Source organism: Kitasatospora sp. NPDC089913 (genome assembly GCF_044748625.1).
Taxonomy (GTDB): Bacteria; Actinomycetota; Actinomycetes; order Streptomycetales; family Streptomycetaceae; genus Kitasatospora.
The window spans coordinates 1-18,262 of record NZ_JBIVGI010000007.1 but is presented as its reverse complement, the minus strand read 5'-3'; the positions used below and the strand labels follow the sequence as shown (position 1 = coordinate 18,262).

Genomic DNA, 18,262 nt, shown 5'->3' with positions numbered 1-18,262 from the left:
GCGCTAATTCATCCCATCATTCTATGATGGCCCGCATGTCGTCCGCAGCAGACACCGCAGCTCCCCTCACCGCCTCCTCCCGGGTCGACCCCCGGGGCGCCGAACGGGCGCAGACCGACCGGCCGCAGACCGAGCGGCCCGGCCCGCCCAGAAGTCGCCACCTCGGCTGGCTGTTCGCCCTCGCGATCGCCGCCGCCGCGTTCAACCTCCGCCCGGTGGTCACCAGCCTCGGGCCGCTGCTGGACCAGGTCCGCGCCGACCTCGGGATGAGCCCGACCGTCGCCGGTCTGCTCACCGCCGTCCCCTCGCTCTGCTTCGCCCTGTTCGGCTTCGCGGCGCCCGGGCTGGCCCGGCGGCTCGGCCCGGTCGCGGTGGTCACCGCGGGCATGGGCGCGATCACCGCGGGCGTGCTGGCCCGCTCCTTCGCCGGCGGCACGGCGGTCTTCCTGCTGCTCACCGCGCTCGCGCTGGCCGGTGTGGCGGTCTCCAACGTGCTGATCCCGGTGGTGATCAAGCGCTACTTCCCGGAGCGGGTCGGGCCGATGATCGGTCTCTACTCGATGGCGCTCTCGGCCGGTACCGCGCTGGCCGCCGCCGTCACCGTCCCGCTGACCAAGGGGCTCGGCGGCGACTGGCGGCTCGGCCTCGGGGTCTGGGCCGGGCTCGGCGCGGTCGCCCTGCTGCTCTGGATCCCGGTACTGCTGGGCCGGCGGCGGGAGGCCGCCGGGCCGGCGGCCGGTGCGGCGGACACCGTGCGGCTGCCGATCACCCGCAGCCGCACCGCCTGGGCGCTGGCGATCTTCTTCGGCTTCCAGGCCACCGGCGCGTACGTGGTGATGGGCTGGCTGCCGACGATCTTCCAGGACGCCGGGGTCTCCTCGGGCACCTCGGGCGTGCTGCTGGCGCTGACCATGGTGATCGGCGTGCCGGTGTCCTTCGTCCTGCCCAACCTGGCCGCCCGGCGCGGTGACCAGCGGCTCTTCGTGGTGGTCCTGGCGGCCTTCGGCATCGCCGGCTACACCGGGCTGGCGCTGGCCCCGGCCGGTGCGCCGTGGCTGTGGGCGGTCCTGGTGGGCCTGTCCAACTGTGCCTTCCCGCTGGTGCTGACCATGATCGGCCTGCGGGCCAGGACGGCGGGCGGGGTGGCCCAGCTGTCGGCCTTCGCCCAGGGCGTCGGCTACCTGATCTCGATCCCCGGCCCGATCCTGATCGGCCGGCTCTACCAGGCCACCGGCGAGTGGTACCTGCCGCTCGGCTTCCTGGCGGTGCTGCTGGTGCCGCAGATGCTGTTCGGCCTGCGGGCGGCCCGGGCCCGGCACATCGAGGACGAGGCGGTGGCCACCGCCTCCGGGGCCGTCGCGGCCTGACGGGTCCCGGTGGGGGACGGGCGTGTCCGGGGTGGGAGAATCCGGGCATGCCCGTTCTCGAACCGAACCCCACCGACGGCCACAAGAAGCTCGGCCAGCTCGCCGCGATCATCGGCGGCATCGTCGTCCTGCTGGTCATCGTCGCGATCGTCGCCCGGAACATCGGCTGACCCCGGGGGGACGCCCGGGTGAACCCCGCATGATGGCACTCCCCGACGCCGGGGGTGGCGCCATCGGGCAGCACCGCGCCCGCGGGCGGCTTTTCTGCCAAGCTTGCTGGGTATGAGCGCCGACACGCCCCGCAGGATCATCGTTCTCCGCCATGCCAAGGCCGACTGGCCGGACGGCGTCGACGACCACGAGCGGCCGCTGGCCGACCGGGGCCGCCACCAGGCCCCGGAGTCCGGCCGCTGGCTCGCCGATTCCGGTATCAACCCCGACTACGTGCTCTGCTCCACCGCCCTGCGCACCCGGGAGACCTGGAAGCTCGCCGCGCACGAGCTGCCGAAGCGGGTGCGGCGGACCGTCTACGAGGAGCGGATCTACGAGGCCAGCCCCGGCGAGATCATCACCGTCCTCCAGGAGACCCCGGAGGAGTACGCCGACCTGGTCCTGGTGGGCCACAACCCGGGGGTGCTGGGCCTGACCCAGGTACTGGCCGGTGACGAGGGCGACCGGGACGCGCTGGAGCGGCTGCGGCTGGGCGGCTTCCCGACCGCGGCCGTCGCGGTGCTCAGCTTCTCCGGCTCGTGGAAGAACGTCGAGCCGGGTGTCGCGCAGCTGGTCTCGTACTTCACGCCGCAGGACTGAGCGGCGGCGGACCCGGAGCGACGACGAAGCCGGGCCCGAGCGACGACGAAGCGGGACCCGACCGACGACGAGGGGCGCGCGGACCATGTCCGCGCGCCCCTCGATGCGTCCGGTCGGCGTTGCGCGCGCCGTGCGCGGCGGGCGCGGTCAGTCCCGCGCGCCGGCCTCCGGGTGGTCCAGGACGTCCACCACGTCGGCCGCCTCGACCTCCTCGCGGGTGATCCCGAGCAGGTACAGCACGGTGTCCAGGAACGGCACGTTCACCGCGGTGTCCGCCGCCTCCCGCACCACCGGCTTGGCGTTGAACGCCACGCCCAGCCCGGCCGCGTTCAGCATGTCCAGGTCGTTGGCGCCGTCGCCGATCGCCACCGTCTGCTCCAGCGGCACCTTGGCCTGCTCGGCGAACCGCTCCAGCCAGCGCGCCTTGCCCGCCCGGTCGACGATCTCGCCGACCACCCGGCCGGTGAACTTCCCGTCCACCACCTCCAGGGTGTTCGCCGCCGCGAAGTCCAGGCCCAGGTGCTCCACCAGGTGGTCGGTGACCTGGGTGAAGCCGCCGGACACCACCGCGACCTGGAAGCCCAGCCGCTGCAGGGTGCGGATCAGGGTGCGGGCGCCCGGCGTGAACCGGACCTCCGCGCGCACCTTCTCGGTGACCGACGCGTCCAGCCCGGCCAGCAGCGCCACCCGGGCGCGCAGCGACTCCGCGAAGTCCAGCTCGCCGCGCATCGCCGCGGCCGTCACCTCGGCGACCTCCTGCTCGCAGCCCGCGTGGGCCGCGAACAGCTCGATCACCTCGTCCTGGATCAGCGTCGAATCGACGTCCATGACGATCAGCCGCTTGGCCCGCCGCTCCAGCCCGGCCGCCACCACCGCGACGTCCACCCGCTGGTTGGCCGCCTCCTGGGCCAGCTCGGCCCGCAGCCGGTCGGTGGCCACACCCGAGACGGCCAGCTCGACGGCGGTCACCGGGTACTTCGCGAGCCGGAAGACCCGGTCGATGTTGCCGTCCGCGGCCGTGATCCGCGCGGTGAGCGCGGCGACGGCGGAGGCGGTCAGCGGGTGGCCCAGCACCGTGACGTGGGAACGGCCCTCGCGGCGCGGCCGGTTGTCGCCGATGCCGGAGATGATCTCGGCCTGGAGCTTCTGCTCCTCGGCCCAGCGGTGCACCACGGCCCGCAGGTCGCCCTCGGCGCCCCGTACGGCGGGGGCGGAGACCAGGGCGCACAGCGTTATCCGGCCACGGGTGACCACCTGCTCGATGTCGACGACCTCGACGCCGAACCCGGCCAGGGTGGCGAAGAGCCCGGCGGTGATGCCGGGGCGGTCCTTGCCGAACACCTTGACGAGCAGGGTGCGCCCGTCCTCGGTCCGGGGCTGCGGGGCGGGGAACGGCTCGGCGGCCAAGGGCGATGCGTTCATGGTGCGTCCCACGCTACCCGGAGCCGGAGGCCGCGACGGCACCCGTCCGGTTCGTGGACGAGCCCGCCGCCGTCCGGACGACGAGCCCGCCGTCGGGCCGCGGCGGGTCGTACAAGGGCGGTCCGTGAATCGTTGCCGCCTGGTCACAGTCCGCGGGGGCGGCTTTCACCCCCGGCCGACGGGCTGGAATGATTCCCCCGTCAGATTCAGGATCATTTCGCCCCACCTGGCCGGGGCGCACCATCGGGGGACCGAGAGAGCGGGGCAGGCGAGAGTGCCGCAACTCGTCATCGAGATCAACGGACAGCAGCGGGTCATGGAACCCGGGCGGTCCTACACCATCGGTCGCAATCCGCAGTCGGACTTCCAGTTCGACGACGCGCGGGTGTCCTGGCAGCACGCCACCATCTCCTTCAACGGGGCGGGTTGGCAGCTGGACGACCACGGCAGCACCAACGGCACCTACACGGGTGGTGCCCGCACCATGCAGGCCCAGCTGTTCCCGGGGGCCGTGGTCAACCTCGGCAACGCCGAGAACGGCCCCAGGCTCGCGTTCTCCGCGCCGGCCGCCCAGCAGGCCGCCCAGCCGGCCTGGCACGAGGCCGCCACCAGCCGGAGCGCCGCCCCGCAGCAGCAGTGGCAGCCCCCGGCGGCGCAGCAGCCCTACCCGCCGCAGCAGCAGTGGCAGCAGCCGGAGCCGCCGGCCCAGCAGCAGCCGTTCCCGCAGCAGCAGGGCTTCCCGGGGCAGCACGCCCCGCAGGGGTTCCCGCAGCAGGCGCCCGCCGCGCACGACGGCGGCCCGCAGCCGACGGTCATCCGCAACCTGACCGCCGGCATGAACACCATGCGGATCGGTCGCGCGCTGGACAACGACATCGTCGTGTCCGACCTCCAGGTCTCCCGCCACCACGCCGAGCTGCGCCAGCTGCCCGACGGCCGGTACGAGATCGTCGACCTCGGCAGCCACAACGGCATCTTCCTCAACGGCCAGCGGGTCGAGCGCCAGCTGATCGGCCCGCAGGACCGGCTGACGGTCGGCCACTCCAGCTTCGTGCTGGTCGGCGACCAGCTGCAGGAGTTCGTCGACACCGGCGCCGTCTCCTTCTCCGCCCGCCACCTGACCGTCGAGGTCGACTTCAAGGGCGGCAAGAAGGTCCTGCTCAACGACGTCAGCTTCGGCGTCCCGGAGAAGTCCCTGGTCGCCGTCATCGGCCCGTCCGGCTCCGGCAAGTCGACCCTGCTGCGCGCCCTCACCGGCTACCGCCCGGCCGACCGCGGCGACGTCCTCTACGACGGCCGCAACCTCTACAAGCAGTTCGCCGAACTGCGCTCGCGCATCGGTCTGGTGCCGCAGTCGGAGATCCTGCACAAGGAACTGACCGTCCGCACCGGCCTCAAGTACGCGGCCCGGCTGCGCTTCCCCGGCGACACCGAGCCGCGCGAGCGCGAGGCGCGGATCGACGAGGTGCTCTACGAGCTGCGGCTCGACAAGCGCGCGGACAACCGGATCACCGCGCTCTCCGGCGGCCAGCAGAAGCGTGTCTCGGTCGCCCTGGAGCTGCTCACCAAGCCCTCGCTGATCTTCCTGGACGAGCCCACCTCGGGCCTCGACCCGGGCATGGACCGCGAGGTCATGCAGATGCTGCGCGGCCTCGCCGACGACGGCCGCACGATCCTGGTCGTCACCCACTCGGTGGCCGAACTCGCGCTCTGCGACCGGCTGCTGGTGATGGCGCCGGGCGGTTCGGTGGCCTACTTCGGCCCGCCGGACGAGGCGCTGCACTTCTTCGGGTACGAGACCTGGGCCGATGTCTTCCAGGCCTTCGAGAACTACCCGGACCACGACTGGGCCGGCCGCTACCGCAGCTCGGTGCACCACCAGCAGTACTCGGCGGACGTGGAGTCCGGCGCGGTGCAGTCCGCGCAGATCGTCCAGGAGGCGGTCCGCCCGCCGAAGCCGCAGAGCTGGGGCTCGCAGCTGTGGACGCTGATCCGCCGCTACGCCTCGGTGCTCGCCTCCGACCGGGGCTTCCTGGCGCTGTCGGTGCTGCTGCCGGCGGTGCTCGGCGCGGTCAGCGTGCTGATCCCCAACGAACCGGGGCTGGCGCCGAACCCCAAGTCGCAGCTCGGCCTGAACAGCGGCGCCGCGACGATCATGCTGATCCTGGCGATCGGCGCCTGTTTCTCCGGCGCGGCGAACTCGGTCCGAGAACTGATCAAGGAACGGGCGATCTACGAACGGGAACGGGCCACCGGCCTGTCCCGGTCGGCGTACATGATGTCCAAGATCATCGTGCTGGGCTTCTTCAGCGTGATCCAGGGCGCGATCATCTCGGCCGTCGGCTTCCTGCCGCGCAAGCTGCCCGCGCACGGTCTGGTGATCAAGGACCTGCCGATCCTGGAGATGAGTTTCGGCCTGATCCTGCTGAGCTTCGCCTCGATGATGTTCGGCCTGGCGATCTCGGCGCTGGTGAAGACCGCCGAGAAGACCATGCCGCTGCTGGTGATGTTCGCGATCATCCAGGTCGTCTTCACCGGCTGCCTGTTCCAGATCTTCTCCAAGCCCGGCCTGGAGCAGTTCGCCTGGCTGATGCCGGCCCGCTGGGGCACCGGCATGGTCGCCACCACGCTCGACCTCTCGCACCTGCTCGGCCCCTGGAACAAGGACTTCCAGAACCCCGAGTACGACGCGCTCTGGGGCCACAACTCGGGCCAGTTCTGGCTCGACGCCGGCGTGCTGATCCTGATGTCCGTCGTCATCGGCGTCATCGTCACCCGCCTCCAGCGCCGCCACGAGCCCGAGGTCATGCAGAAGGGCTGACGCCCGGCACCGCCACCAGCACGGGGGCGGCCCGTCCCGACCGGGACGGGCCGCCCCCGCGGCGTTTCCGGGCCCGTTCCCGGTCCGTGCGCGGGGCCCGTCCGGCGCTGCGGCACGGCGGGCACGACCTAGGTCGCTGGACCTGCGCCCCACCCGGCCGGGGACCGACGCGCGGGCCCCGTGCACGGCGGTAGGTTGGCGTCATGCCCACCGTGCCAAGCGACCACCGGCACGCCGGACTGCTGCCCGCCGACCGGATCCCGGTCGGCCCGCCGCCGGACGGCACCCTGCCCGCCTGCGAACCCTGCCTGGCCGGCATCGAGGCCGTCAGCCAGGCCCTGCTCGGGATGAGCCGCCACCTGGAGGTCCGCGAGGTCCTGCGCCGGATCACCGCCTCCGCCCGCCGGCTGCTCGGTGCCGAGTACGCCGCCCTCGGGGTCCCCGACGACCACGGCGGCTTCGCCCAGTTCGTCGTCGACGGCGTCACCGACGAGCAGTGGCGCGCGATCGGCCCGCTGCCCCGGCAGCACGGCGTGCTCGCCGCGATGCTCCACGAGACCGGCCCGATCCGGCTCGACGACGTCCGCCGCGCCCCCGCCTTCGGCGGCTGGCCCGAGGCCCACCCCGGACTCGGCGCCTTCCTCGGCATGCCCATCGTCGACGCCGACCACGACGCCGAGAACGAGGACGAGGACGCCGGCGAGGACGAGGACGGACCCGAGGTGCTCGGCGTCATCTACCTCGCGAACAAGAGCGGTGGCGGCGGATTCACCGACCACGACGAGGAACTGCTGCGGATACTGGCCGCGCACGCCGCGCTGGCCCTGACCAACGCCCGCCTCTACGAGCGCAGCCGCGAACTCACCCTGGCCGGCGAGCGCGCCCGGATCGCCCACGACCTGCACGACGCCGTCTCGCAGAAGCTCTTCTCGCTGCGCCTCACCGCCAAGGCCGCCGCCAAGCTCGTCGACCGCGACCCGGCCCGCGCCCGCGCCGAACTCGCCGAGGTCGCCCGCCTCGCCGCCGAGGCCGCCGACGAACTGCGCGCCGTCGTCGTCGAACTGCGCCCCGCCGCACTGGAGGAGGACGGTCTGAGCGCCACCCTGGCCTCCCAGGTGCAGGTCCTCGACCGCGCCCACAACGCCGACATCGCCTTCGCCGCCGACCGCGTCCGCGCCCTCCCGCAGACCCAGGAGGCCGCCCTGCTGCGGGTCGCCCAGGAGGCCCTGCACAACGCGCTGCGCCACTCCGGTGCCGGCCGCGTCACCGTCACCCTGGCCGGAACGCCCGAGCGCGGCGCCGTGCTGCGGGTCAGCGACAACGGCCGGGGCTTCGACCCCGGTGCCGTCCGGCGGGCCGGCCGGCACCTCGGCCTGGCCTCGATGCGCGACCGGGCCGCCGCCGTCGGCGGCCGGCTCACCCTGGACTCGTCCCCCGGAGCGGGCACGGTCGTCGAGATGGAGGTCCCCGGTGCCTGACACCCTGTCCGCGATCCGCGTCCTGCTGGTCGACGACCACCAGGTGGTCCGCCGCGGCCTGCGCACCTTCCTGGAGGTGCAGGACGACATCGAGGTGGTCGGCGAGGCCGCCGACGGCGCCGAAGGCGTCGAGCGGGCCCGCGCGCTCGACCCCGACGTGGTCCTGATGGACCTCAAGATGCCCGGCGTCGACGGCATCGAGGCGCTGCGCACGCTCAAGGAGGAGGGCAGCCGGGCCCGGATCCTCATCGTCACCAGCTTCACCGAGCACCGCACCATGGTCCCCGCGCTGCGGGCCGGCGCCGCCGGGTACGTGTACAAGGACGTCGACCCGGAGGCGCTGGCCGGCGCGATCCGCTCGGTCCACGCCGGCCACGTGCTGCTCCAGCCGGAGCTGGCGGAGGCCCTGCTCGCCGACGACGGCCCGCGCCCCCCGCAGGGCCGCGGCGGCACCCTCACCGAGCGCGAGCGCGAGGTGCTCGGACACATCTCCGACGGCCGCTCCAACCGGGAGATCGCGCGCAGCCTGCACCTGTCCGAGAAGACGGTGAAGACCCACGTCTCCAACATCCTGATGAAGCTGGACCTCGCCGACCGGACCCAGGCCGCGCTCTGGGCCGTCCGGCACGGCGAGACGCGTTAGGGCTCGTCCGACCCCTGGGCCCCGGCCCCTGGACCCCTGGGCCCCTAGGACTCCCGCTCGTCCACCAGCGCGTTGTACGCCGCCACCTGGGCCCGGCGGGCCGTGCGCCACAGCGGCGCCAGCGCCTCCTGCCGGGCCGCCATCTCGGAGGCGCTCACCGCCGCGCCGTGACCGCCGGAGGCGATCGACAGCAGCGCCGCCACCTGCCGGGCCGACTCCAGCACCCGCACCGAGCGCGGCGGGTACCCGGGAGCGAGCAGCTCGGCGTGCCCGCGCCGCCGGTACGCCTCCAGTGCCCGCAGCGCCTCCGGTCCGGCCCCGGCCACGTCCAGCCTGGTCAGCAGCACGGTGGCCCGGCGCAGCCCGTCGGCCAGCTCGAACTCGGCCTCGTGCAGCGAGGGCACGTCGGCCGGCGGCGCGTCGTTCACCTCGGAGCAGCGCCACAGCACGGTCGCCGACCGGTCCCCGGGCGGGCCGAACACCTCCACCTCGGGTACCAGCCCGAGCGGCACCCCGACCGCCAGCACGGCCTCCCCGGCCGCCAGCGCGCGGGCGTTGAACGGCGCCGGGCCGGTCAGGCCCAGCGGGTGCCCGGCCGACGGCAGGGCCAGCCGCAGACCCTTCACCCCGAGCACCCGCAGCCGTCCCAGCGCCCAGGTGAGCCCGTGCCGCTCGTCCGGGCCGTCCCCGGGCAGACCGGTCACCCGGTGGCTCTCGTCGGCCCCCTGGACCGCCGCCGCGGCGTTGTCGGGCGGCACCAGTCCGGCCAGCAGGGCGTTGCCCCAGGCGGCCAGCCGCCCCGAACGGGGCTCTTCGTACGGATTGTCGGCAGGTGTGGCGAGCATCCGGCCAGCCTACGGAATCGGCGGACACCCGGGTGGCGTAGGTTTGCCCATGCGCCCGCGGCGCACCCGTTCCGTGCCCACCGGCCGCCGGGACGGGACGCCGCTCGCACCGACGGCCGTATATCTGTTTTTGGGGAAGGCATAGGCATGAGCGACGTGCTGGAGCTGGTGGACGTTTCCGTGGTCCGGGAGGGGCGCGCGCTGGTCGACCAGGTCTCGTGGTCCATCTCCGAGGGCGAGCGCTGGGTCATCCTCGGCCCGAACGGTGCCGGCAAGACCACCCTGCTGCAGATCGCCTCCTCCTACCTGTTCCCGACCTCCGGCAAGGTCAGCGTCCTCGGCGAGAAGCTCGGCGAGATCGACGTCTTCGAGCTCCGCTCGCGGATCGGTCTGGCCGGCGCGGCCATGTTCGACAAGCTGCCCGCCGAGCAGACCGTGCTGCAGACGGTGCTCACCGCCGCGTACGGCATGACCGTCACCTGGCAGGAGTCCTACGAGGAGTCCGACGAGTCGCGCGCGCTCGCCCTGCTCGACCGTCTCGGCATGGCCGGGATGACGGACCGCCGCTTCGGCACCCTCTCCGAGGGCGAGCGCAAGCGCACCCTGATCGCCCGCGCCCTGATGACCGACCCCGAGCTGCTGCTGCTCGACGAGCCCGCCGCCGGCCTCGACCTCGGCGGCCGCGAGGACCTCGTCCGCCGCCTCGGCGCCCTGGCCCAGGACGAGTTCGCGCCGGCCATGGCGATGGTCACCCACCACGTCGAGGAGATCGCCCCCGGCTTCACCCACGTCCTGATGATCCGCCAGGGCAAGGTGCTCACCGCCGGACCGATCGACACCGAGCTCACCGCCCGCAACCTCTCCAGGTGCTTCGGCCTCCCGCTGACCCTGGAGCGCCACGGCGACCGCTGGTCCGCCCAGGGCCTGCCGCTCGGCTGAACCGGCCCGGTCGGCGCCGGTCCGTCGGCGCCGGTCCGCGCAGGTCCGCACCGGCCGGGGCCGTTCCTTCCGCGGTCCGTCCGGGCCCCGGCGGGACGCCGGTGAACTCCGCCGAACCCGGCCGAACCGGAACCGGTCGCACGTGCGACCGGTTTCCGCCCCTCCACCTGCGGGAACTGACCGCGTCATAGGCCCTTCCCTCCCTAGGATGGACACGTGGACAGCTGGATCTGGTGGCTCCTGGTCGCCGTCGGCCTCGGCATACCGTTGGTGATCACCACGATGCCGGAGCTCGCGATGTTCGCCGTCGGCGCGCTCTTCGCGGCCGGCGTCGCCGGTCTGGGCGCCGACGTGGTGTGGCAGGTGCTGACCTTCGTCGCGGTCTCGGTCGCGCAACTGGTCGTCGTCCGCCCGATCGCCTACCGGGCACTGCGGAAGGGCCCGCAGATCAGAATGGGCATCGAGGCGCTCAAGGGCGCCACCGCGGTCGTCGCGGAGAAGGTCGACGGGGAGGGCGGCCGGATCAAGCTCAACGGTGAGATCTGGTCGGCCCGCGCGCTCCACCCCGAGCAGGTGTACCAGCCGGGTGAGCAGGTCGACGTCGTCGAAATCCAGGGCGCGACCGCCCTGGTCGTCTAGGGGAGAGTCAGTGGAACCCGTCCTTATCGTCCTGGTCGTCCTGGTCGTGGTGGCCTTCATCGCGCTGATCAAGACGATTCAGGTCATCCCGCAGGCCAGCGCCGCGATCGTGGAGCGCTTCGGCCGCTATACCCGGACGCTCAACGCCGGCCTGAACATCGTGGTCCCGTTCATCGACCGGGTCCGCAACCGGATCGACCTGCGCGAGCAGGTCGTGCCGTTCCCGCCGCAGCCGGTGATCACCCAGGACAACCTGGTGGTCAACATCGACACGGTGATCTACTACCAGGTCACCGACGCGCGGGCGGCCACCTACGAGGTCGCCAGCTACATCCAGGCGATCGAGCAGCTCACCGTCACCACGCTGCGCAACATCATCGGCTCGATGGACCTCGAATCCACCCTGACCTCGCGCGAGGTCATCAACGCCGGCCTGCGCGGCGTCCTCGACGAGGCCACCGGCAAGTGGGGCATCCGGGTCAACCGGGTCGAGCTGAAGGCCATCGAGCCGCCGACCTCGATCCAGGACTCGATGGAGAAGCAGATGCGCGCCGAGCGGGACAAGCGCGCCGCGATCCTCACGGCCGAGGGCAACCGGCAGTCCCAGATCCTGCGCGCCGAGGGCGAGAAGCAGGCGGAGGTGCTCAAGGCCGAGGGTGAGGCCCAGGCCGCCGTGCTCCGCGCCGACGGTGAGGCCGCCGCCATCCGGACCGTCTTCGAGGCGATCCACGAGGGCGACGCGGACCAGAAGCTGCTGGCCTACCAGTACCTGCAGACCCTGCCCGAGCTGGCCAAGGGCGACTCCAACAAGCTCTGGATCATCCCGAGCGAGGTCGGCGACGCGCTCAAGGGCCTGGGCGGCGCCTTCACCGGTCTGACCGGCGGCGCCAACGGCAGCGCGATGGCCGCCCCCACCGCGGCCCCGGCCGCCCCGCCCGCCGCCACCCAGGTGCCGATCGACCCGGCCGCCGGCCCGCGCCCGCTGGACACCGACACCAAGGGTGCCGCCCGGCCCCGGATCGACCCGCTCCGCGAGTACCGCAAGAACGACCCCGAGCAGTAGGCCGCGCGGCCTGCCCGCCGCCCGCAGCGGTCCCCACCGAGGGCCCGCCCCCATACCGCACGGGGGCGGGCCCTCGGGTCCGTTCGCCCCCGGTGTGTCCTACGTCCCGAATCCTGGGCGAGGCTGGTACCGGCACCCGTCCGTCCGGCATGATCACGGCGGCAGGACCCCAACGGGAGGTGGCTCATGACGGTCTGGGAGGCGATCGCCGTCCTGGTGGCGGGCGTCGGCGCGGGGATGATCAACGTGATCGTCGGCTCCGGCACCCTCATCACGTTCCCGGTACTGCTCGCCGTCGGACTCCCGCCGGTCACCGCCAACGTCTCCAACGCCTTCGGCCTGGTCCCCGGCTCGGCCAGCGGCGTGCTCGGCTACCGGCGCGAGCTGCAGGGCCAGGGCGCCCGGCTCGCCCGCTTCGGCACCGCCTCCCTGCTCGGCGGCGTCCTCGGCGCCTACCTGCTGATCGAACTGCCCAGCGCCGCCTTCGACGCGATCGTCCCGGTGCTGATCCTGCTCGCCCTGGTCCTCGTGGTGCTGCAACCACGGGTGGCCAAGGCCGTCGCCGCCCGCCGCCGCCCCGACGGCGATCCGCACGGCGGTCCGCTGCTGCTCGTCGGCATCTTCCTCACCGGCGTCTACGGCGGCTACTTCGGCGCGGCGCAGGGCGTCCTGCTGCTGGCGCTGATGGGCATGATGCTGCAGGAGGACCTGCAGCGGATCAACGGGGTGAAGAACGCCCTCGCGATGATCGTCAACGGTGTCGCGGCGCTGTTCTTCCTCTTCACCTCGACCGTGAACTGGGCCGCCGCCGGACTGATCGCGGTCGGCTCGCTGGTCGGCGGCATGGCCGGTGCCAAGGTCGGCCGCCGCCTCCCGCCGCAGGCGCTGCGCGCCGTCATCGTCGTCGTCGGCCTGGCGGCCGTCGTCAAGCTGCTCGCCACCTGAACCGGAGGGAGCCCGGCATGGCCCTGGAAATGCGCCCGATCTGCGAGCGCTGCGAGGTGTCGCTGACCCCGGACGGCCCGGCCTCTATATGTTCCTACGAGTGCACGTTCTGCGGGCCGTGCACCGAGGAGATGGCCGGAGCCTGCCCGAACTGCGGCGGCGAGCTGGTCGCCCGTCCCCGACGGACGGGCTGACGACCGACCGGCCGCCGGCGACAGGACAGGAGAGCCGATGAGCCGCGAACGGCTGACCGAGGACGGGATCACCGCCGGGATGGCGGGCCTGCCGCACTGGACGCGCGAGGGCGACAGCATCGTCCGGACCGCCGACGCCCCCGACTTCCCGGCCGGGATCCGGGTCGTGGTGGCCGTGGCGGAGGCCGCGGAGGCGATGGACCACCACCCGGACATCGACATCCGCTGGCGCACCCTGCGCTTCGTGCTCTCCACCCACAGCGCCGGGGGTCTCACCGCCCTCGACCTCGGCCTCGCGGCCCGGATCGACGCCGCCCTGGCCGCCGAGTCCGCGCGGTAGCGCGGATTCACCGGTGGACCGGTGCGGTCGGGGCCCGTCCGACCGCACCGGAACCGTCCGCTCCGCCCCGCTCCGGGGGCGTGAGATGCTGACTGCCGCATCGCAGGCGGTCGGGAGGGACGGAACGGATGGCTCAGGATCCCCTCGGCGACGGCCACTCGCAGCAGTGGTACCCGCGGCAGGCGCCCCAGGAGTGGCCCGCCGGCCACCCCGGGCACCCGGAGTTCCCGCCGGGAGACGCCGAGTACCCCGCGTACCCCGACGGGACGGGGCAGGCCCACGCCGGGTACGCGGCGCAGCAGGCGTGGCCGGGGGAGCACGGACAACAGGGGTACCCGGAGCAGGGGTACGGGCAGCAGGGACACGGGCAGCAGGGGTACGGGCAGCAGGGGTACACCGAGCAGGACTACGCCCACTACGACCCGTACACCCCGCAGGCCGGGTACGGTCACCTCCCGCAGCAGCCCTGGGCGCACGGAGCCGTCGACGGGCCGGACCAGCAGCACCGGCGGTACGCGCCCTACGTCGTCGTCCCGCAGCAGCCGACCGGCGGGGAGCTGTACGCCCCCGCCGGGGCCGAGTTCTCCGACGACGGCTATGTGCGGCTGGAGCCGGAAGCGGAGCCGGAGCCCGCCGCCGAGCCCGCGCCGGAACCCGAGGCCGAGGCCGAGCCGGAGCCTTCGGCGCCCTCGTCGCGGCGGGCGGACCGCACCGCGGGCCGGACCGGCATCGCGGACAGGGCCAGGGCCGCGGCGGACGCCGTCGTCGCCGCCGAGCACACCCCCGGCCGCCGGGCCCTGCTGGTGCGCACCGGGGCGGGGGTCGCCGCGCTCGGTGTCCTGGTCGCGGCGGGCCTCGTGGTCGGGCAGGAGGGCGGCGGCTCCGCCCGCAACGCCACCGGCGGCGAGCCGGGTTTCACCGTCGCGCACACCCGCACCTGGGCCGCCGGTGCCGCCGCCCAGCCCGGCGGTGACGACACCCTGGTCGGCAGCTGGCTGCTGGCGGGCGCCGTGGTCCGGGCCGACGCCACCGGCGTCCGTGCCTACGACCTCACGGACGGCCGTCCGACCTGGTCGATGGAGCCGCCCGCCGCCGGCGCCGTGCCCTGCGGCCTCTCGCCGACCGTCAATCTGACCGGACTCGGCGCCGTGCTCTTCCGGCCCCGGGCCGACCCCAAGAGCCCCTGCTCCCTGGTCGCGGCCGTCGACAGCGGCACCGGCCGGACGGCCTGGACCAAGTCGCTCTCCGACGCCAAGGGCGCCTACGGCGCGAGCGTCGGGGTCACCGACGACAAGGTGATAGCGGTCGGCGACAGCCACGCCGTCGCCTGGGAGGCCACCGGCGGCAACGACCTCTGGCAGTACACCGGGCAGGGGAAGTTCTGCACCCTCTCCGGCGGGGCGTCCGGCGGTACCGTTCTGGTCGCCAGCTCCTGCGCCGACTCCACCCCCGTGGACCAGGCCGTCGCGCTGAACGCCGTCGACGGCAAGGTCACCTGGTCGCGCGCCCTGAACAACCGGCCGAGGACCGCGACGGTGCTCTCGGTCGAGCCACCGGTCGTCCTCACCACCGGCGAGAAGCCCGAGGACGACCGGGTCCTGGCCTGGGGCGCCAACGGCGACCCCGCCACCGAGATCCCGGTCGCGGGCTCGGGGGGCCGGCTCGACGTCGCCCACGGAATGTTCTCGGCCACTCCCGGGGCCTTCTTCCAGGACCGCACCATGATCACCACGGTCGCCCCCGCGAGCGGCGCCGGCGGCTCCGTCGCGGTGGTGGGCTACGACCTCGACAGCGGCAAGCAGCGCTGGCGCACCACCGCCCGGGAGAAGGGCACGGCCCGGGCGGTCGCGGTGGACGGCGGCGCGCTGGTGCTCGCGGTCGACGAGCGCCTCGACCAGCCGGCCCACCTCAGCCGCTTCGCCCTGGCCGACGGACGCCAGACGGTCGGCGGCAACTTCCCGCCCGGCACCGGTTCGCTGCTGGTCTCCGGGCGGGTGCTGATCGGCGGCGGCCGGGTCGTCGCCGTCCCCGAGCACTCGACCAACTTCGGCACCGCGACCGGCTACCGGGCGCAGGAGTAGCCCCCGCCCCCGCCCCGGCGCCGCTCCCGAGCTGTCGCGCCCCTGCCCGGCCGCGCACCGACTTCCCCCCGTCGACGCGCGGCCGAGCTTCCCCCCGGTCCCCCCCTGGTCCGGGTGCCGCCTCAGGCGGCGGACGGCGCCGCCGACGCGACCACCTGGGCCGGCAGCCAGGCCGCCAGCTCACGGACGTCCGCGCCGCGCAGGCCCAGCGCCATCATCAGGGTGGCCTGCGGCGTCGGCACGAACGGCCGGCGCAGCAGCTTCATCCCCGCCTGCTCCGGTGTCCGGTCGGCCTTGCGCTGGTTGTCCTCGGAACAGGCGGCCACCGTGTTCATCCAGGTGTCCGTACCCCCGCGCGACCTGGGCTGCAGGTGGTCCACCGTGGTGGCCCGCCGCCCGCAGTAGGCGCACAGGTGCTGGTCCCGGACGAGCACCCCGCGGCGAGACCACGGAGCCTGTTGTCGGAACGGCACCCGGACGTACCGCTGGAGTCTGATCACCCGCGGCACCGGTACGGTCACCCCCGTCCCGCGCACGGTGCGCAGTGGGTGGGCCTGCTCGACCACGGCCTTGTCCTGGAGCACCAGGACCACGGCACGCTGGAGCGACACCGTCGTCAGCGGCTCGTAGCTTGCGTTCAGAACCAGCGTGCTGCGCACCTCGGCCACCCTTCCGCGGGCGTGCCACGGCGGCACGACCGTCTCCACACACGTCACTGCCGCCGCGCGGCGGTGGGACCACTCTGAAGGGGCACGGGGCCGTCGAACAACGGAATTTCCGGTGTCACCGAGGGGCACGGCCACGACGGCACGCACGGGAACCGGATCCGGCCGGAACCGGGCCTTCCCGGAATCCGAGCCGCCCGGCGCGTCCGTGCCGGTGCGGAGAAAACTCGTTGGCCGGGACCGCGTAGGCTCTACAAAGCTGGAGCCGCCCCGCACCCGGGGCCCGGACGAACCGGGCCGGCACCGGGCGGGCGCCCGATCGAAGGAGAAGCGTGACCGTGACGGACATCGTCGACGAGCTGCAGTGGCGTGGGCTGATCGCCCTGTCCACCGACGAGGACGCACTGCGCAAGGCGTTCGCGGACGGCCCGGTCACGTTCTATTGCGGCTTCGACCCGACGGCGCCCAGCCTGCACCTCGGCAACCTGGTCCAGATCCTCACCATGCGCCGCATCCAGCAGGCGGGGAACCTCCCGCTCGGCCTGGTCGGCGGTGCCACCGGTCTGATCGGTGACCCGAAGCCCACGGCCGAGCGCGTGCTCAACGACCCCGAGACGGTGTCCGCCTGGGTCGAGCGCCTGCGTGGCCAGATCTCGCGGTTCCTCGACTTCGACGGCCCGTACGCGGCGCGCATGGTGAACAACCTGGACTGGACCTCCGGGATGTCCGCGATCAGCCTGCTGCGCGACGTGGGCAAGTACTTCCGCGTCAACAACATGATCGCCAAGGAGGCCGTCGCCCGACGGCTCAACTCCGACGCGGGCATCAGCTACACCGAGTTCAGCTACCAGATCCTCCAGGGCATGGACTACCTGGAGCTGAACCGCCGCTACGGCTGCGCGCTGCAGACCGGCGGCAGCGACCAGTGGGGCAACCTCACGGCCGGCACGGACCTGATCCGCAAGGCCGACGGCAAGTCCGTGCACGCGCTGGCCACGCCGCTGATCGTCAAGGCCGACGGCACCAAGTTCGGCAAGACGGAGTCCGGCACGGTCTGGCTCGACCCCGAGCTGACCACCCCGTACGCCTTCTACCAGTTCTGGCTGAACGCGGACGACCGGGACGTCCCCAACTTCCTGCGGATCTTCAGCTTCCGCTCGAAGGAGGAGGTCGAGGAGCTGGAGCGCGAGACCACCGAGCGCCCGGCCGCCCGCCTCGCCCAGCGTGCGCTGGCCGAGGAGCTGACCACCCTGGTGCACGGCGCCGAGCAGTACGAGCGCGCGGTCGCCGCGTCCAAGGCACTGTTCGGCCAGGGCGACCTCGCCGACCTGGAGGCCCCGACCCTGGCGGCGGCGCTGGCCGAGGTCCCCAAGGCCGAGGTCACCGAGCTCCAGCCGATCGTCGACCTGCTGGTCGCCGTCGGTCTCTCCCCGAGTCGTTCGGCCGCGCGCCGGACGATCAAGGAGGGCGGTGCCTACCTCAACAACGTCAAGGTGACGGACGAGGAGGCGGTGCCGGCCGAGGCCGATCTGCTGCACGGCCGCTGGCTGGTCCTGCGCCGCGGCAAGCGGAACCTGGCCGCCGCCGAGCTGATCAAGTGACCGAAACCCGATGCCGCTGACCTGCGGCTTCGACCATCAGGGGCGGGATCCAGCCGGATCCCGCCCCTGATGTTTGACGGTGTCCTCCAGGTGGACTAGTGTTGAACGAGTCGCTGAAACGGCCATCCCATCGAGTGCGTGTCGCTCGGAGCATGAATTTCGAGTAACTCTCGGAATGCGCTAATGTGGAGGACGTCGCAAGAAAGCGGCCCCGCCCAGTTCGGGAAATCCGATGAATGAAACTCCGGAAAACGGAGCGGAAAACATCTGATAAGCTGGGAACACGAAAGAACGAAGCGCCCGGAGGGCCGGTTTGAAAGCCGCCCGAAGGAAGTGTCCGTTCCTTGAGAACTCAACAGCGTGCCAAAAGTCAACGCCAGATATGTTGACATCCCCGGCCTCGGACTTG

At 73.0% G+C, this 18,262-nt stretch carries 17 protein-coding genes; 14 read left to right on the top strand and 3 right to left on the bottom strand.

Annotated elements, in window-relative coordinates; all coding sequences use genetic code 11:
* The first annotated feature begins 35 nt into the window (after window positions 1-35).
* The 3 genes from ACIPYS_RS13200 to ACIPYS_RS13190 all read left to right on the top strand — a co-directional run bounded on the left by ACIPYS_RS13200 (window position 36) and on the right by ACIPYS_RS13190 (window position 2,177).
* Window positions 36-1,367 carry an MFS transporter gene (locus ACIPYS_RS13200; RefSeq protein WP_173862038.1) on the top strand — a complete coding sequence of 444 codons (1,332 nt, stop codon included), beginning with the start codon at window positions 36-38 and terminating at the stop codon, window positions 1,365-1,367.
* Window positions 1,368-1,414: 47 nt separating this feature from the next.
* Window positions 1,415-1,537 carry an SGM_5486 family transporter-associated protein gene (locus ACIPYS_RS13195; protein ID WP_266274030.1) on the top strand — a complete coding sequence of 41 codons (123 nt, stop codon included), beginning with the start codon at window positions 1,415-1,417 and terminating at the stop codon, window positions 1,535-1,537.
* Between the two features lie 112 nt (window positions 1,538-1,649).
* Window positions 1,650-2,177 (top strand): histidine phosphatase family protein, encoded by a 528-nt coding sequence (locus tag ACIPYS_RS13190; RefSeq protein ID WP_093859972.1) that lies wholly within the window; start codon window positions 1,650-1,652, stop codon window positions 2,175-2,177.
* A 147-nt stretch (window positions 2,178-2,324) separates the two neighbouring features.
* On the opposite strand, the gene serB is transcribed toward ACIPYS_RS13190, so the two are convergent.
* Window positions 2,325-3,599, bottom strand: coding sequence for a phosphoserine phosphatase SerB (gene serB / locus ACIPYS_RS13185; RefSeq protein WP_093859971.1), 1,275 nt, complete (start codon window positions 3,597-3,599; stop codon window positions 2,325-2,327).
* 274 nt (window positions 3,600-3,873) lie between these two features.
* Between serB and ACIPYS_RS13180 the strand changes: the two genes are divergently transcribed.
* The 3 genes from ACIPYS_RS13180 to ACIPYS_RS13170 all read left to right on the top strand — a co-directional run bounded on the left by ACIPYS_RS13180 (window position 3,874) and on the right by ACIPYS_RS13170 (window position 8,541).
* Window positions 3,874-6,420: an FHA domain-containing protein gene (locus ACIPYS_RS13180; RefSeq protein ID WP_231978526.1), complete on the top strand. Its 2,547-nt coding sequence runs from the start codon at window positions 3,874-3,876 to the stop codon at window positions 6,418-6,420.
* Window positions 6,421-6,767: 347 nt separating this feature from the next.
* A complete protein-coding gene (locus tag ACIPYS_RS13175) occupies window positions 6,768-7,898 on the top strand; it encodes a GAF domain-containing sensor histidine kinase (protein WP_400746234.1) in 1,131 nt (376 codons plus the stop codon).
* Window positions 7,891-8,541 carry a response regulator transcription factor gene (locus ACIPYS_RS13170; RefSeq protein WP_173862035.1) on the top strand — a complete coding sequence of 217 codons (651 nt, stop codon included), beginning with the start codon at window positions 7,891-7,893 and terminating at the stop codon, window positions 8,539-8,541. The genes ACIPYS_RS13175 and ACIPYS_RS13170 overlap by 8 nt, the downstream gene beginning before the upstream one ends.
* A 44-nt stretch (window positions 8,542-8,585) precedes the next feature.
* Here ACIPYS_RS13170 and ACIPYS_RS13165 read toward each other — a convergent pair whose 3' ends face one another.
* Window positions 8,586-9,386, bottom strand: a complete 801-nt coding sequence (locus ACIPYS_RS13165) for a hypothetical protein (RefSeq protein WP_400745884.1) — start codon at window positions 9,384-9,386, stop codon at window positions 8,586-8,588.
* A gap of 147 nt (window positions 9,387-9,533) precedes the next feature.
* Between ACIPYS_RS13165 and ACIPYS_RS13160 the strand changes: the two genes are divergently transcribed.
* The 7 genes from ACIPYS_RS13160 to ACIPYS_RS13130 all read left to right on the top strand — a co-directional run bounded on the left by ACIPYS_RS13160 (window position 9,534) and on the right by ACIPYS_RS13130 (window position 15,587).
* Window positions 9,534-10,325 (top strand): ABC transporter ATP-binding protein, encoded by a 792-nt coding sequence (locus tag ACIPYS_RS13160; RefSeq protein WP_093859968.1) that lies wholly within the window; start codon window positions 9,534-9,536, stop codon window positions 10,323-10,325.
* 216 nt (window positions 10,326-10,541) lie between these two features.
* Window positions 10,542-10,964: an NfeD family protein gene (locus tag ACIPYS_RS13155; protein ID WP_030398242.1), complete on the top strand. Its 423-nt coding sequence runs from the start codon at window positions 10,542-10,544 to the stop codon at window positions 10,962-10,964.
* 10 nt (window positions 10,965-10,974) lie between these two features.
* The gene (locus ACIPYS_RS13150; protein WP_093859967.1) at window positions 10,975-12,027 is read left to right on the top strand and encodes an SPFH domain-containing protein; all 1,053 of its coding nucleotides are present in this window, start codon (window positions 10,975-10,977) and stop codon (window positions 12,025-12,027) included.
* Window positions 12,028-12,213: 186 nt separating this feature from the next.
* Window positions 12,214-12,972, top strand: a complete 759-nt coding sequence (locus tag ACIPYS_RS13145) for a sulfite exporter TauE/SafE family protein (protein WP_093859966.1) — start codon at window positions 12,214-12,216, stop codon at window positions 12,970-12,972.
* A 17-nt stretch (window positions 12,973-12,989) separates the two neighbouring features.
* Entirely contained in the window at window positions 12,990-13,166 is a 177-nt protein-coding gene (locus ACIPYS_RS13140; protein WP_030398239.1) for a DUF1272 domain-containing protein, read from the top strand.
* A 37-nt stretch (window positions 13,167-13,203) separates the two neighbouring features.
* Entirely contained in the window at window positions 13,204-13,506 is a 303-nt protein-coding gene (locus tag ACIPYS_RS13135; protein ID WP_093859965.1) for a 4a-hydroxytetrahydrobiopterin dehydratase, read from the top strand.
* 128 nt (window positions 13,507-13,634) lie between these two features.
* Window positions 13,635-15,587: a PQQ-binding-like beta-propeller repeat protein gene (locus ACIPYS_RS13130; RefSeq protein WP_400745879.1), complete on the top strand. Its 1,953-nt coding sequence runs from the start codon at window positions 13,635-13,637 to the stop codon at window positions 15,585-15,587.
* A 122-nt stretch (window positions 15,588-15,709) separates the two neighbouring features.
* On the opposite strand, the gene ACIPYS_RS13125 is transcribed toward ACIPYS_RS13130, so the two are convergent.
* Window positions 15,710-16,246: an HNH endonuclease gene (locus tag ACIPYS_RS13125; protein WP_045940078.1), complete on the bottom strand. Its 537-nt coding sequence runs from the start codon at window positions 16,244-16,246 to the stop codon at window positions 15,710-15,712.
* A 344-nt stretch (window positions 16,247-16,590) separates the two neighbouring features.
* Here ACIPYS_RS13125 and tyrS point away from each other — a divergent pair, with 344 nt between their 5' ends.
* Window positions 16,591-17,853: a tyrosine--tRNA ligase gene (gene tyrS, locus ACIPYS_RS13120; RefSeq protein WP_093864806.1), complete on the top strand. Its 1,263-nt coding sequence runs from the start codon at window positions 16,591-16,593 to the stop codon at window positions 17,851-17,853.
* Window positions 17,854-18,262: the final 409 nt, after the last annotated feature.

Excerpts from the sequence above, each read along its gene's own strand:
- ACIPYS_RS13200 (WP_173862038.1), top strand. The coding sequence starts at position 36 with ATGTCGTCCGCAGCAGACACCGCAGCTCCCCTCACCGCCTCCTCCCGG.
- ACIPYS_RS13195 (WP_266274030.1), top strand. The coding sequence starts at position 1,415 with ATGCCCGTTCTCGAACCGAACCCCACCGACGGCCACAAGAAGCTCGGC.
- ACIPYS_RS13190 (WP_093859972.1), top strand. The coding sequence starts at position 1,650 with ATGAGCGCCGACACGCCCCGCAGGATCATCGTTCTCCGCCATGCCAAG.
- serB (WP_093859971.1), bottom strand. The coding sequence starts at position 3,599 with ATGAACGCATCGCCCTTGGCCGCCGAGCCGTTCCCCGCCCCGCAGCCC.
- ACIPYS_RS13175 (WP_400746234.1), top strand. The coding sequence starts at position 6,768 with ATGAGCCGCCACCTGGAGGTCCGCGAGGTCCTGCGCCGGATCACCGCC.
- ACIPYS_RS13165 (WP_400745884.1), bottom strand. The coding sequence starts at position 9,386 with ATGCTCGCCACACCTGCCGACAATCCGTACGAAGAGCCCCGTTCGGGG.
- ACIPYS_RS13160 (WP_093859968.1), top strand. The coding sequence starts at position 9,534 with ATGAGCGACGTGCTGGAGCTGGTGGACGTTTCCGTGGTCCGGGAGGGG.
- ACIPYS_RS13145 (WP_093859966.1), top strand. The coding sequence starts at position 12,214 with ATGACGGTCTGGGAGGCGATCGCCGTCCTGGTGGCGGGCGTCGGCGCG.
- ACIPYS_RS13140 (WP_030398239.1), top strand. The coding sequence starts at position 12,990 with ATGGCCCTGGAAATGCGCCCGATCTGCGAGCGCTGCGAGGTGTCGCTG.
- ACIPYS_RS13135 (WP_093859965.1), top strand. The coding sequence starts at position 13,204 with ATGAGCCGCGAACGGCTGACCGAGGACGGGATCACCGCCGGGATGGCG.
- ACIPYS_RS13130 (WP_400745879.1), top strand. The coding sequence starts at position 13,635 with ATGGCTCAGGATCCCCTCGGCGACGGCCACTCGCAGCAGTGGTACCCG.